This is a genomic window from Vibrio pectenicida (genome assembly GCA_024347015.1).
Lineage (GTDB): Bacteria > Pseudomonadota > Gammaproteobacteria > Enterobacterales > Vibrionaceae > Vibrio > Vibrio pectenicida.
The window spans coordinates 819,459-834,109 of record AP024890.1 but is presented as its reverse complement, the minus strand read 5'-3'; the positions used below and the strand labels follow the sequence as shown (position 1 = coordinate 834,109).

Here is a 14,651-nt window from a genome sequence, read left to right as displayed (position 1 = left end):
TGCTTTACACTGATGCTGTTAACTCAGGTAAAATTTCAAATAAATCACCAACAAGACCGTAATCTGCGATTTCGAATATTGGTGCCTCTGAGTCACTATTGATGGCGACAATTACTTTAGAATCTTTCATACCCGCAAGGTGCTGAATAGCGCCTGATATCCCCACAGCTATATAGAGTTCAGGTGCAACAATCTTGCCTGTCTGTCCTACTTGTAAATCATTAGACACGAAGCCTGCATCCACAGCCGCACGTGAAGCACCAATAGCCCCTCCAAGTTTGTCGGCTAATTGTTCAATCAAAGCAAAATTTTCTTTGCTTCCAACTCCCCGTCCACCAGAAACCACTACTCTCGCGGCTGGCAAATCCGGACGAACGCTCTGTGTTTTTTGCCGCTCAACAACCTGTGACGAGTCGTTACCAACATTGATGTCAACAACCTTTATTTCTGCACTGGAGTCATTATTCACTGGCGCATTTTCGAAAGCTGAGCTTCGAACAGTAATCACTTTTACTTTATCCAAAGACTTGACCTTGGCCAAAGCATTACCCGCATAAATGGGTCGGATAACTGTATCTTCAGATTCTATTTTTATCACATCAGAAAGTTGACCAACACCGAGCAAAGCTGCCACTCTTGGCATTAAATTCTTACCAAATGTCGTAGAAGGCGCGAACAGATGAGTATAATCCTCTGCCACCTTCTGAGCTAAAAGAGCTGAATTTTCAGCCATTTGATGCTGATAAATCTCAGAATCTGCGACAAGTACTGCTGAAACAACTTCAACTTTCGAGACAGAATCGACAACAGACTGACAATCACAACCAATCACTAGAACATTCAATGGCTGATTAAGGGTACTAGCTGCTGTAATAGCTTTAAGAGTATCGCTACTTAACACTTGATTATCATGCTCAACGATAACTAACGCTTTAGAATTCATGCTCATCTCCCTATAAAACCTTAGCTTCATCTTTAAGCTTGGATATCAATTCACTCACACTCGTCACCATCTCACCTGCTGAACGTGATTCAGGTGCCATAACTTCAATGATTTCCTGCGTAGACGTCACCTCAACTCCTAAATCATCTGCTGAAATTACCTCTAGTGGTTTTTTCTTAGCTTTCATAATGTTAGGTAATGAAGCATAACGTGGTTCATTGAGCCTTAAATCAGTACTAATAATGGCAGGCAATTGAAGTTTTACTGTCTCAAGTCCACCATCTACTTCACGAGTCACGCAAATGCCTTCACCGTCAACTTTCAGTTCAGAAGCAAACGTGCCTTGTGGACGGCTAGTTAACGCAGCTAACATTTGAGCCACTTGATTGTTATCAGTATCAATAGATTGCTTACCAAGAAAAACCAGTGTGGGATTCTCTTTGTCCATCACAGCTCTAAGCAATTTCGCAACCGCGAGAGGTTCAGGAGAAATATCATGTTTGATATGTATCGCTCTATCGGCCCCGAGAGCCAAGGCTCCTCTGAGGTTTTCCTGACTAGCCGCATCTCCAATAGAGACTACTACAACTTCATCAGCAGTGCCCGACTCTTTGAGGCGAACCGCTTCTTCTACAGCGATTTCACAAAATGGATTCATGGACATTTTAACATTGTTCGTTTCAACACCACTGCCATCACTCTTAACCCTGACTTTCACATAAGGATCAATCACTCGCTTTATGGCTACTAATACTTTCACATCTCCTCCTTGGTGCTAAAAGTAACTACACAACTGTAACAGTCTGATAATCAGTATGTTTATTTTAAACGTCTTAGCTATGTTTTGCTGATCGGCTTCACATTAAACATAATTGGTTACCGATTTTCTCTTATACTCAGCTTAGTTAAGTTTACGTTTACGTCAACTAGACTATATTGATTAGTGTTAAACAGTTGGAAAGGTAGGTTTACACCAATGGAAAGAGAATGTATGGAGTTTGATGTCGTCGTAGTCGGCGCAGGGCCTGCAGGATTATCAACTGCAATAAAACTTGCACAGCTGAGTAAGATCAATGACATACCTGTATCTATTTGTGTGGTAGAAAAAGGTGCAGAGGTTGGCGCTCATATTCTTTCAGGTGCTCTGTTTGAAACAAAAGCATTAGATGAGTTATTTCCTGATTGGCAAAGTTTGCAGGCTCCGGTCAACAACCCGGTCAACCTAGATGAATTTTTCTACTTAACATCAAAGCAGCAGCATGTGAAGATCCCATCTTTTATGACGCCAAGTCTAATGCATAACAGCTCAAATAATCATGTTATAAGCCTAGCGAACTTGTGCCGTTGGTTAGGCGAAAAAGCTGAAGAACTCGAGATAGAAGTTTATCCAGGATTCGCTGCAACCAGTATCAATTACGATCAAAACGGTGCCGTAACTGGCATAAACACTTCAGACATGGGGCTGAATAAATCAGGCGAACAAAAATCAACGTTTGAAGCAGGCATTGAACTCAAAGCTAAGTACACAATTTTTGCTGAAGGTGCCCGAGGTCACTTAGGTAAAGAATTGATCCATACATTTGAGTTAGACCGGGGACGCGAGCCTCAACATTACGCGCTGGGGCTTAAAGAAATATGGCAAGTTTCCAATGACCACCCTTTATACCAAGCGGGTCGTGTTCTTCATGGTGCTGGTTGGCCACTGAATGAAACAAGTTCAAATGGTGGTAGCTTTCTGTATCATTTAGATAACCATCAAATTGTCGTTGGTCTTATCGTCGATTTAAACTATACCAACCCCCACCTTAGTCCATTTGATGAATTCCAGCGCTACAAACACCACCCTTTAATCAGCCAATACCTCAAAGATGGTGAAAGAATTGCTTATGGTGCTCGTGCTATTGCAAAAGGAGGCCTTCGTTCTTTACCAAAGCAGCAATTTCCGGGGGGTCTGTTAATTGGCTGTGATGCTGGAACTCTTAGTTCAGGTAAGATTAAAGGTAGTCATACTGCCATGAAATCAGGCATGCTTGCAGCAGAAGCCATTTTCGTACAACTAAAATCAGGGCATAGTTTAACAGAGCCGGACTATCAGACTGTGTTTGAACAATCTTGGCTCTTTACAGAACTTAACCAAAGTCGTAACTTTGCTTCGTCAATTCACAAATATGGTGCAATTGCAGGTGGTGCGATAGCAACTCTGGAGCAAAATGTATGGCATAAAATATTTAATAGCTCCGTGCCATGGAACATATCTGACCCTCACCCAGACCATATTGGAATGAAAGAAGTCTCTGAATGCGAAACCATAAATTACCCCAAGCCTGATGGTAAATTGAGTTTTGATAAGCCCTCATCGGTATATCTTTCAGGAACTCAACACGAGGAAGATCAGCCATGCCATTTGGTTATAAAGAATGCCAGTATCCCTATTGAAAATCATCTACCAAGATTTGCAGAACCAAGCCAGCGCTACTGTCCAGCTGGCGTGTATGAAATCGTTACTGTTGATGACTCACCCAAACTACAAATCAATGCGGCAAACTGCATCCACTGTAAGACATGTGATATCAAGGATCCTTCGCAAAATATTACTTGGCTACCACCAGAAGGTGGCGGGGGGCCCAATTATCAGAATATGTAACCCATAAATAATAAAGGCACGTTAAAAACGTGCCTTCTAGCAAACAATAATGCTCATTTACATAAAGATTCCACCATCTACTTCAAAAACGCGCGCGTTCACATAGTCATTTTCAAAAATAAATTTCGCTGTTTGTGCTATCTCTTCTGGAGAGCCCATCCGACCGACAGGAACCATCTTCTCCAAACGTTCACGAGCTTCTGGCTTCATCCCTCCCGTCATCGATGTTTCAATCACACCAGGTGCAATAGCAGCGGCTCTAATTCCGTAGCGTGCAAGCTCTTTACCCCAAGTGGTGGCTAATGTCGCGACTGCAGCCTTGGAAGCAGCATAATTACTTTGGCCAATATTTCCTGCTCTTGCAACACTAGAAATATTAATAATCACGCCTTTACGTTGGGTGTTGATCATCTGAGCCGCAGCTTCTCGACCACAGAGAAAAGTCCCGTTGAGATTAACATCAATTACTGAGCTAAATTGCTCCAAAGACATCTTTGTCATCTCATCATCTTTCACCTTAATCAACAAACCATCCCGAAGGATACCAGCATTATTAATCAAACCATCCAACTGACCAAAGTCTCTAACAATGTCGCTAAATACCTGCTCAACCTGCCGTTCATCAGTCACATTAACCTTATAAGTCAATGCTTTAACACCAAGCATATTGCACTGTTCTTTGGTATTTAGCAAAGCTTCATCGTTGACATCAAGTAAAGCCAACTCAGCCCCAGCTTTCGCCAATGTTAACGCCATCATCTGGCCTAAACCTTGCCCAGCACCAGTAATAGCTATCACACTCTGTTTTAATTCCATCCGCGTACCCCATTACTTTTCTGATTGATAAAACTCGAACAAACTTGAAAAGTCTAGCTCCTCCTTACCGTTTGCGTTATGAAAAGCATACAAATTTCGTGCGAGAGATCCCATTGGAACCGAAGATTGACTCATTGCGGCAGCATCAAGACCTAAACCCAAATCTTTAAGCATCAGCTTGCTCATAAAACCTGGGCGATAATCATTGCTTGCAGGTGACGTATCCATAACACCTGGACATGGGTTATACAGTTCCAAAGCCCAATTTCGTCCCGAGCTTTGCAACATAATATTGGACAAGACTTTAGGATCAAGCCCATTATCAATCCCTAAATTAAGGGCTTCACAGGTACCAGACATCAAAATACCTAACATCAAATTGTTGCAAATTTTACCCATTTGCCCATCGCCAGCATTGCCCGCATGGAAAATATTTTTTCCCATATGTTTAAGAACATTTTCTGCTTTAGCAAAGGCAACTTCTGAACCACCAACAATAAATGTCAATGTCCCTGCTTTTGCACCCGCGACACCGCCAGATACTGGCGCATCAACAAAATCAAGACCCTTTTGCGCAGCACGAGCGGCTACCATTTTGGCTGAGTGAGGATCAATGGTCGACGAATCAATGAGAAAAGCCCCATCGTCAACCAAGTCAAGTAATCCTGTTGTACCTTTATCATCACCAAGATAAACATCCTTAACGTGCTGGCTTGCTGGAAGCATGGTGACAACAGTTTCAGCTCCTTTGACAGCTTCTGAGATTGATGATGTAGCAATTGCACCCACAGACTCTAAACCTTTAACTACCTCTGGCATCAAATCAAATACTTTAACCTTAAACCCTGCTGCCAAAAGATTCTCAGCCATAGGGCCGCCCATATTACCTAAACCTATAAACGCGATGGTATTCATGAGTAATTTTCCTTTTTTTAAGAGCAACGGCCCCTAGTAATGGCCAAGTTGTGCTAATGGGTGTTCTTGTTCACTCCACAAAGAGGTAAACAAAGTATCAATAGTGGTTTCGTCTACATTAGCGACTTGGTTATAAATCCACTTAGGTTGATTATCTTTATCTATCAGACGAGCTCTTACACCTTCACGAAATTCACCAAGCAAGCAGCAGCGGACTGATAAATTAAGCTCCAGACGAAAACAATCAGCCAAAGACAAATCATTGTGTCGAGTAAGTTGCTCGAAACAAACATGTGCCGTAATCGGGCTACCCTGCGCATGATTATTTTTGGCTGTCTCCATCCATTTAGTCTGCCCAGAGAGGTTGAGAATATTTTCACTCACTTGAATGACACTTTCTCCACTGCATGCGGCTTGGATTTCATTGATAAAAGGTAACATTTGTGGATCTGGCTGATGGCCATTCACCTCATTGCCTATATCAGCAAGTGACCTTGTCACCTCTCGATATACATCTTCAATTTCCGACCAGCATGTGCGTTTAAGGCGAGACAACAATGCCTCTTTATCTTCCGCACGAACCATATGGTCGGCAAGTCGAATACCTAGCGCATCGCTAGCATTAACCATCACACCCGTTAAACCCAGAAACAACCCTATTCCAGGGTCTAATTTATTTAAGAACCAAGTTCCACCAACGTCTGGGTAGAGCCCTATACTAATTTCTGGCATGGCCAGTCGACTTTGAGGTGTAACAACCTTGTGGCTGGCTCCCATAAAAAGTCCCATACCACCCCCCATTACAATCCCATGCCCCCAAGCAATAATAGGTTTGCAATAAGTATGGATGAGATAATCGCATTCATATTCCAACTTAAAAAAAGACGTACAATAACCTGCTATTTCCTCACATGAACCATCACGCATCTTATCGTGCATAGTACGTACATCGCCACCAGCACAAAAAGCTTTATCTCCTTGTCCTTCAATGACAACACAAATGATATTGTCATCTTCATGCCAAACTTCAAGTTGAGCTTTAAGCTGTACCAACATGTCATAGTTGAGGGCATTTAAAGAGGGCGCATTATCTAAAGTTGCCATACCAACTTTGGTGTTTTCTTCAAGGCAATCTAGAGTTTCAAAACGAACACTTGCTGTCATGTAACCTCCTAACCATTTTTCCACTGAGGCGGGCGTTTCTCCAAAAACGCATTGACCCCTTCAGTTTGGTCTTCAGTATCAAACAACTGGATAAACAACTCACGCTCTTTGATGAAACCGTGAGTCAAGGGACTGGTTCTTGTGTTTTGAATAAGAGATTTACATACCGCAACGGATGAAGGTGACTGGTTAGCGACCATTTCTGCAAGGCTTATTGCAGCATCTAAAGCATTACCCTTACTAACAACTTCTTCAACAAGTTTTATGGTAAGTGCTTGCTCAGAAGTCAATTGCTCCCCACATAAAATCATCCGTTTAGCCCAACCTTCACCAACTAAAGCAGTGAGGTTCTGTGTACCACCCGCGCAGGGAAGTAAACCTACTTTCGCCTCAGGTAGTGCCAAAACTGCTTGCTCTTCCGCGATACGAATATCACATGCAAGGGCAACTTCTAAACCACCTCCCATCGCATAGCCATTTATCGCCGCAATTGAGACGCCGCGAAAACTCGATAAGGTTTCAAATGCTTCACCAAACAAACGCGACATATCAACAGCTACCGATTTATCACCACTGGCAAAGAGTTTTAAATCTGCCCCAGCAGAGAAAAACTTGTCTCCCTTCCCTGTTAGGACTAACGAATAAACATCTTTATTATCATTGAGAGTAAGGACAAGTTGTTTAAGCTCTAAAAGACTCTCTGCTGTCCAAGTATTTGCAGGCGGATTGTTCATGGTGACTATCGCCACATGATTTTGGATTATGTGCTCAATTGCACCACTTTGTGAATAATTCATTATTACCTGTCCCTAAATTTAAACGAGTTGAGAGCCTTCCGATAACACGCGACGAGCAATAATAAGACGCATAATTTCATTGGTACCTTCAAGAATTTGATGCACGCGAACATCTCTAAAATGACGTTCAGCAGGGTACTCTTTAATGTAACCATAGCCACCAAAAAGTTGTAGTGCTTGATCACATATTTTGAATCCAACATCGGTAGCAAAGCGTTTGGCCATAGCGCAATATGCCGTAGCTTCTGGGTCATGTTTATCGAGTTTACTTGCCGCTAAGCGAACCATTTGTCTGGCCGCAACCAGCTCTGTCACCATATCTGCTAACCTAAATTGCAAGCCCTGAAAATGAGACAGCTCTTTACCAAACTGTTTTCTTTCCTTAACGTATTGCAACGCTTCGTTGAGCGCTTGTTGCGCTGTACCAATAGAGCAAGTTGCGATGTTAATACGACCACCGTCCAACCCTTTCATCGCAATCGAAAAGCCTTGCCCTTCTTCTCCCAATAAATAGTGCTCTGGCACAACAACATTGTCGAAGGTAATAGCGCGAGTAGGCTGACTGTTCCAGCCCATCTTAGGTTCTTTACGTCCGTAACTTATCCCATCTGCATTGGCAGGCACAATAAAGGCTGAAATACCTTTCGCTGATTGCTCACCCGTTCTCGCCATAACGACCAGTACATCCGTATCCCCTGCTCCAGAGATGAAAGCTTTACCACCATTTATCACATAGGTATCACCGTGCTTTTGGGCACTGGTTGTTAAAGAAGCAGCATCAGAACCCGCATTAGGCTCTGTCAGACAATACGAGCCTAGCCATTCACCGGAAATGAGGTTTGGGCAAAACTCTTGTTTTGCATTAGCAGAAGCAAAACTTGCAATCATCCAAGTAACCATATTGTGAATGGTCATAAAAGCCGTCGTTGAAGTACATCCCATCGCTAGCTGTTCAAAAATAATCGCAGAATCAAGTCGGCTTAGCTGCAGACCACCTTGATCATCTGGTGTGTACAAGCTCAAAAAACCCAGCTCTCCGGCCGCTTTTATTACATCCTTGGGAAAGATTTGTTTTTCATCCCACTCAGCTGCCATGGGCGCGAGTTGGCCCATGGCAAACTGCTGCGCGGTTTCTGCAAAAGCACGTTGTTCTTCATTCAATTCAAAGTCCATTTCTCCTCCCGTTATCGCAACTGAATCGTTAAGTTAGGTCCTGTCGGGATATCATCATCAAACCAACGTGTAGTAACGGTTTTCGTTTCGGTATAGAACCTCACTGCCTGTTTTCCATATGCATGTAAATCTCCATAGAAACTCCCTCGCCACCCTGTAAATGAGAAGAAAGGGAGTGGAACAGGTATAGGAACATTAATACCAACTTGACCAACTTGGATTTCATGTTGATATTTACGAGCCGCAGCGCCGTTAGCAGTGAAGATAGAAGTCCCATTGCCATAAGGATTATTGTTGATAAGCTCAATCGCTTCCTCTAAAGTCTCCACTTCCATACAAATCAGTACTGGACCAAATATTTCTTGCTCATAGATAGACATATCTGTTGTAGCACCGGTAAACAAAGTCGGGCCTAGCCAATTTCCTTCTGGCATACCTTCAACATTACACTGTGTACCATCTAACTGACATACTGCTCCTTGCACTTTGCCCTCTTCTATCAGGTTCACAACTCGGTTTTTCGCTTCCTTACTGATCAGTGGTCCATACGTCGCCTTATCGTCATTCCAAGCACCGGGATGCATCTTGGCCATTTCCGATTTCAAATCGTCTACCCAGTCTTTCGTATTGCCAACAAAAACGGCCACTGAAATCGCCATACAACGCTGACCTGCCGCGCCAACAGAGCTACCAACTAAGTTATTAATCACCTGTGCTTTATTTGCATCTGGCATAATCACCATATGATTTTTTGCACCAGCAAACGCTTGAACTCGTTTGTTAAAATCAGTTCCCGTTTTATAGATATATTGCGCTACAGGAACAGAACCAACAAACGAAACAGCGCGAATGGTTGGATGAACCAACAGCTTATCGACTTGTTCTTTACAACCATGAACCACCTGTAGTACTCCTTTAGGTGCTCCCGCTTCCTCAAAAAGTTCGGCTAATCGCATTGCTGTAAGAGGAACTTGTTCTGAAGGTTTGAGAACAAAGGTATTACCTGCTGCAATCGCCAGCGGGAACATCCACAAGGGGATCATGGCAGGAAAATTAAAAGGAGTGATACCACAGCACACGCCAAGAGGCTGAATCATCGAATAGGTATCAATCTCTGTCGCTACATTTTCGACCGTTTCACCCATCATATTACTGGCAATATTTGCCGCTTGCTCAACCACTTCAATACCGCGCCAAACATCACCCTTGGCATCAATGAAAATTTTGCCCGTTTCTTTCGACAATATTTCAGCAAGTTCATCATGGTGCTCTTTTAGTAAATGTTGATACCGTAACATTAAACGTGCGCGTTCTGAGACCGATACCTCTTTCCATGATTTAAATGTTTCTGCGGCATTAATCACTGCATGTTCCATTTCTTGTTCAGTTGCACATGGAACTTTGGCAATCACTTCGCTTGTGGCTGGGTTTGTTACCTCAACCCATTCGGTTGTTTGAGATTGGCAGAACTCTCCACCAATGAATAAGGGAACTGACTGAATCATGATTGATTATCCTTTTCTTTTATAAAGGTATTTCTATTCCAATAGCGGTCGCTTCACCGCCACCAATACACAGTGATGCAATACCTTTCATCACACGTTTTTTATTTGAGTTTCCATCACTGCCCAATGCCTGTAATTGACGCAAGCTATGGATTAAGGTCACAATAATTCTTGCACCACTTGCACCTATGGGATGACCCAATGCACATGCACCGCCTTTGACGTTCACTTTTTCGCTATCGAGTCCGAGCTGCTTAACCGCTATCTGAGTCACTACGGCAAACGCTTCGTTTATTTCCCATAAATCGACTTCGTCAATGCCCCAATCAAGCTGCGATAATAAGTGTTCAATAGCGTGCACAGGTGCAATGGTAAATTCAGAAGGTTGGCGAGCATGCGTTGCATGGCTTTTTATTATCGCCAAAGGCTTCAAACCTTTCTGCTCGGCCAATTGACCATCCATTACGATTAAAGCGGCTGCGCCATCAGAAATCGCACTAGAATTTGCCGCAGTGATGGATCCATTTTTAGCAAATGCAGGCCTAAGTTGAGGGATTTTCTCCGGTTTAATAGCCGGAGGCTGTTCGTCATAATCGAGCTTTTCATCGCCTTTAAGGGCAACTGGCACCAGTTCGTCATCGAACAGTCCTTGTTGCTGAGCTTGCATTGCACGACTAACCGAAAGTGACGCCCATTGATCCATTTGCTGGCGAGAAAAATCTAACTTATCAGCAATTTGTTGACCGTATACACCCATCAATTCACCTTGATAAGCATCTTGAAGTCCATCAAGAAACATGTGGTCATAACTCGATTTGTGGCCCATACGCATACCAGAGCGCGCTTCTTTGAGTAAATATGGCGCATTGGTCATACTTTCCATTCCGCCAGCCACAATACACCGAGAGCTCCCTGAGCGAATGAGATCGTGAGCAAGCATAACTGCCTTCATACCAGAACCGCACACTTTGTTGATGGTTGTACAGCCAATACCTTCACTAAGACCAGCCCCTAAAGCGGCTTGCCTCGCTGGAGCTTGGCCAGTTCCTGCTGGTAAAACGCACCCCATGTATACTTCATTGATAAGCTCTGCAAGTTCTGGCTGTTCATCAACAGCAGCCTTAATTGCCAAAGCCCCCAGCTTAGGTGAAGGATATTCAGATAGCATTCCTTGGAAACGACCCATTGGTGTCCTTTTGGCCGCTACAATCCAAATTTCTTTCTGTTCCATTGCCTACTCCTCATGACTGTTGAGTTACGGCTTTATTCCTCAAGCAACGACAAAGCGAATTTTTTGAACATCGCTTTTACTTTTTCAAGCCATTAAATTTTTGCGCGGTTATTTCTTGACGTTTACGTAAGCATAGCACTAACATTTACGTTAACGTAAAGAAACACATTCGCCAACTGTAAAATCTTTTTTACCGTCGTAGCGAACAGTGAACGATCTATCACTAAAACTTTGGGAGTTTCACTTGGTGGGAACCTACAAAATCAGCGAGCTCGCTAAAGAGTTTGATATAACAACAAGAAGTATCCGCTTTTATGAAGATATGGGCCTAATTCAGCCTGAACGCAAAGGAAACATGCGTGTTTATCAGCGTAGGGACAAGGTTCGTCTCAAGTTGATTTTACGAGGAAAACGGCTGGGATTTTCACTCGCTGAAATCCGTGATTTATTAGAGCTTTACGATACAAACCAACTAGATACTCAACTAATTAAGATGCTCAAAATCATCGATGACAAAGAAGCAGTACTCAAACGCCAGCTTGAAGACATCACTATAGTGATGGAAGATTTGAATATTGCCCGTAAGCGATGTGAAGAGGCTTTAGAACGATCTAAAGCCAGTTGATATGTCTTAAATAATGGATGCTTAACAGCAAAACCGCTCAATTGGAGGCGATATGATATCTCAATACACCCCCCTCAACTATGGACTCGACGAGTCAATCAATATGATGAGGGAACACGTCAATGCTTTTGCTCGAGAACACATAGCTCCTATTGCGGCTAAAGTGGATGAGGAAAACCAATTTCCAAATCATCTTTGGTCTTTAATGGGAGAAATGGGCCTACTTGGCGTGACCGTTGATGAACGGTTCGGTGGTGCCGGTATGGGCTACCTCGCTCATGTAGTCGCAATGGAGGAAATCAGCCGAGCTTCAGCATCCATTGCACTAAGCTATGGTGCACACTCCAATTTGTGCGTCAACCAAATATTTCGCAACGGCAATGCAACGCAACGTGAGAAATACCTGCCTAAGCTGATCAGTGGCGAACATATTGGCGCTTTAGCAATGAGTGAACCTAACGCGGGCTCTGATGTTGTCAGTATGCAGCTCAAAGCAGAGCTAAATGGTGATCATTATGTGCTCAACGGAAATAAGATGTGGATCACAAATGGACCTGATGCGCATGTTTTGGTGGTATACGCAAAAACTGATCCAGCGGCTGCTTCAAAAGGGATCACAGCTTTCATCATTGAACGCGATTTTGAAGGTTTTAGCCATGCGCAAAAACTCGATAAACTCGGAATGAGAGGCTCAAATACCTGTGAGCTCGTGTTCAACAATTGTAAAGTCCCAGTCGAAAATATCCTTGGTCAAGTCAATCAGGGCGTTAAAGTACTGATGAGTGGGTTGGATTATGAACGTGTAGTACTTGCCGCAGGGCCGCTAGGTATCATGCAGGCTTGTCTCGATCTAGTTGTGCCTTATGTTCACGACCGCAAACAGTTCGGCCGTTCCATTGGCGAGTTTCAGCTTATCCAGGGCAAAGTTGCAGACATGTATACTCGAGCCAACGCAGCTCGTTCGTATGTCTATGCCGTAGCAGGGGCTTGTGACCGCGGGGAAACCACAAGAAAAGACGCCGCAGGTGTCATTCTATACAGTGCAGAGCTAGCAACCCAAATCGCTTTAGATGCCATTCAGCTACTCGGTGGTAATGGTTATATCAATGAATTTCCTGCAGGTCGTCTGTTAAGAGATGCAAAACTATACGAAATAGGTGCAGGAACCTCAGAAATTCGCAGGATGCTTATCGGACGTGAACTGTTTGAAGAGTCACGATAACGAGGATGTTATGGCAGTAATAAAAACTAAGATCAAAACCGATTCCCCATTGTTTGTTAAGAACCAACAAGCAATGGCTGGGCTGGTAGAAAAACTCAGTGCTGATTTAGAAAGCCTCAAACAAGGCGGTGGGCCCAAAGCGGTAGAAAGGCAAAGAAAAAAAGGTAAACTTCCTGTTCGAGAACGGATCGATCTTCTGCTTGATGCTGGCTCAGAGTTTCTCGAAGTTGGCCAGTTCGCGGCATGGGAAGTCTATGAAGAATCGATAGCTTGTGCAGGTGTTGTCGCTGGTATTGGCCAAATTAGAGGTGTTCCTTGTATGGTATTAGCGAACGACCCTTCAGTGAAAGGCGGAACCTATTATCCACTGACAGTCAAGAAACACCTTAGAGCACAAGAAATTGCTGAACGATGCAATTTACCTTGTATCTATTTGGTCGATTCTGGTGGTGCTAACCTACCCCATCAAGCTGAAGTTTTTCCAGATAAAGATCATTTCGGTCGGATCTTCTTTAATCAGGCCCGTATGTCTGCCAAAGGGATACCTCAAATTGCAGTTGTTTTAGGGCCTTGTACGGCAGGAGGTGCGTATATACCTGCCATGGCCGATGTGTCTGTAATTGTAAAAAAACAAGGCACCATTTACCTCGCAGGTCCTCCTCTTGTGAAAGCAGCCACTGGTGAGATAGTCACTGATGAAGAGCTTGGCGGTGCTGATGTTCACTGCCGAAAATCTGGTGTTGCAGATTATTATGCTGAAAATGAGCAGCAAGCCATGCACATGGCCCGAGAAGCACTTGGAAACACTAACCAAGTAGCCAATCAAGCGCCAGTCGATAAATCCCTACCTCCTAGACTACCTGCTGAAGAAATATATGGCATAGTTAATTCAGACTTGCGTTTATCTTTTGATGTAAGAGAAGTCATCGCGCGTATCGTCGATGACTCAGACTTTGATGAATTCAAAGCGTTATTTGGTACAACACTTGTCTGTGGTTTTGCGCGCATCGAAGGTAGACTTATTGGCATCATAGCCAACAATGGTATTTTGTTCGCAGAATCGGCGCAAAAAGGCGCTCACTTTATTGAACTTTGCGCTAAGCGAAAAATTCCTCTTCTTTTCTTGCAGAACATCACGGGTTTTATGGTCGGCAAAAAAGTCGAAGAAGGAGGCATTGCAAAACATGGCGCTAAGCTTGTGATGGCAGTAGCGTGCGCCGATGTGCCTAAATTTACCATTATTATCGGTGGCTCATACGGCGCAGGTAATTACGGAATGTGTGGTCGAGCCTACGATCCAACACTTATGTGGATGTGGCCTAATGCCAGAATATCTGTGATGGGTGGCGAGCAAGCTGCGGGGGTTTTAACCCAAGTAAAACGTGAAGTCCTAAAACGTCAAGGTGAACCATGGTCAGACATTCAGGAAAACCAATTCAAAAAAGGAATCGTCAATCTTTATGAGCAGCAAGGGCACCCTTACTACGCCAGCGCAAGGTTATGGGACGATGGCATAATAGATCCTAAACAAACACGTGATGTTCTATCGCAAGCTCTAAAAGCGGCCGCTCAAGCGCCGATTCCAGATAGCCAATTTGGCATATTCAGAATGTAAG

General features: G+C 43.6%; 13 protein-coding genes. 4 read left to right on the top strand and 9 right to left on the bottom strand.

The features are described 5' to 3' along the window. Window positions 1-4: 4 nt before the first annotated feature. A complete protein-coding gene (locus OCV27_RS18695) occupies window positions 5-943 on the bottom strand; it encodes an electron transfer flavoprotein subunit alpha/FixB family protein (protein WP_125321265.1) in 939 nt (312 codons plus the stop codon). 10 nt (window positions 944-953) lie between these two features. Beyond that, entirely contained in the window at window positions 954-1,703 is a 750-nt protein-coding gene (locus OCV27_RS18690) for an electron transfer flavoprotein subunit beta/FixA family protein (RefSeq protein ID WP_125321263.1), read from the bottom strand. Window positions 1,704-1,919: 216 nt separating this feature from the next. On the opposite strand from OCV27_RS18690, the gene OCV27_RS18685 reads away from it, so the two are divergent. Then, window positions 1,920-3,587 (top strand): electron transfer flavoprotein-ubiquinone oxidoreductase, encoded by a 1,668-nt coding sequence (locus OCV27_RS18685; protein WP_171361529.1) that lies wholly within the window; start codon window positions 1,920-1,922, stop codon window positions 3,585-3,587. Window positions 3,588-3,644: 57 nt separating this feature from the next. On the opposite strand, the gene OCV27_RS18680 is transcribed toward OCV27_RS18685, so the two are convergent. The 7 genes from OCV27_RS18680 to OCV27_RS18650 are packed head-to-tail and all read right to left on the bottom strand — an operon-like array spanning window position 3,645 to window position 11,188. After that, on the bottom strand, window positions 3,645-4,403 hold the full coding sequence (locus tag OCV27_RS18680) for an SDR family oxidoreductase (RefSeq protein ID WP_125321261.1): 759 nt from the start codon (window positions 4,401-4,403) through the stop codon (window positions 3,645-3,647). Window positions 4,404-4,415: 12 nt separating this feature from the next. Then, a complete protein-coding gene (gene mmsB / locus OCV27_RS18675) occupies window positions 4,416-5,318 on the bottom strand; it encodes a 3-hydroxyisobutyrate dehydrogenase (protein WP_125321259.1) in 903 nt (300 codons plus the stop codon). 33 nt (window positions 5,319-5,351) lie between these two features. Next, entirely contained in the window at window positions 5,352-6,482 is a 1,131-nt protein-coding gene (locus OCV27_RS18670) for an enoyl-CoA hydratase/isomerase family protein (RefSeq protein WP_125321257.1), read from the bottom strand. 8 nt (window positions 6,483-6,490) lie between these two features. Continuing rightward, on the bottom strand, window positions 6,491-7,279 hold the full coding sequence (locus OCV27_RS18665) for an enoyl-CoA hydratase (protein ID WP_125321255.1): 789 nt from the start codon (window positions 7,277-7,279) through the stop codon (window positions 6,491-6,493). Window positions 7,280-7,297: 18 nt separating this feature from the next. Beyond that, window positions 7,298-8,452, bottom strand: a complete 1,155-nt coding sequence (locus OCV27_RS18660; protein WP_125321254.1) for an acyl-CoA dehydrogenase family protein — start codon at window positions 8,450-8,452, stop codon at window positions 7,298-7,300. Window positions 8,453-8,463: 11 nt separating this feature from the next. Next, a complete protein-coding gene (locus OCV27_RS18655) occupies window positions 8,464-9,957 on the bottom strand; it encodes a CoA-acylating methylmalonate-semialdehyde dehydrogenase (RefSeq protein WP_125321252.1) in 1,494 nt (497 codons plus the stop codon). Window positions 9,958-9,976: 19 nt separating this feature from the next. Beyond that, the gene (locus tag OCV27_RS18650; RefSeq protein WP_125321250.1) at window positions 9,977-11,188 is read right to left on the bottom strand and encodes a thiolase family protein; all 1,212 of its coding nucleotides are present in this window, start codon (window positions 11,186-11,188) and stop codon (window positions 9,977-9,979) included. A 247-nt stretch (window positions 11,189-11,435) separates the two neighbouring features. Here OCV27_RS18650 and OCV27_RS18645 point away from each other — a divergent pair, with 247 nt between their 5' ends. The 3 genes from OCV27_RS18645 to OCV27_RS18635 are packed head-to-tail and all read left to right on the top strand — an operon-like array spanning window position 11,436 to window position 14,650. Further along, entirely contained in the window at window positions 11,436-11,813 is a 378-nt protein-coding gene (locus OCV27_RS18645; RefSeq protein ID WP_125321249.1) for a MerR family transcriptional regulator, read from the top strand. Between the two features lie 52 nt (window positions 11,814-11,865). Next, the gene (locus tag OCV27_RS18640) at window positions 11,866-13,035 is read left to right on the top strand and encodes an isovaleryl-CoA dehydrogenase (protein WP_125321248.1); all 1,170 of its coding nucleotides are present in this window, start codon (window positions 11,866-11,868) and stop codon (window positions 13,033-13,035) included. 10 nt (window positions 13,036-13,045) lie between these two features. Next, window positions 13,046-14,650, top strand: coding sequence for a carboxyl transferase domain-containing protein (locus tag OCV27_RS18635; RefSeq protein ID WP_125321246.1), 1,605 nt, complete (start codon window positions 13,046-13,048; stop codon window positions 14,648-14,650). Window position 14,651 lies beyond the last annotated feature (1 nt).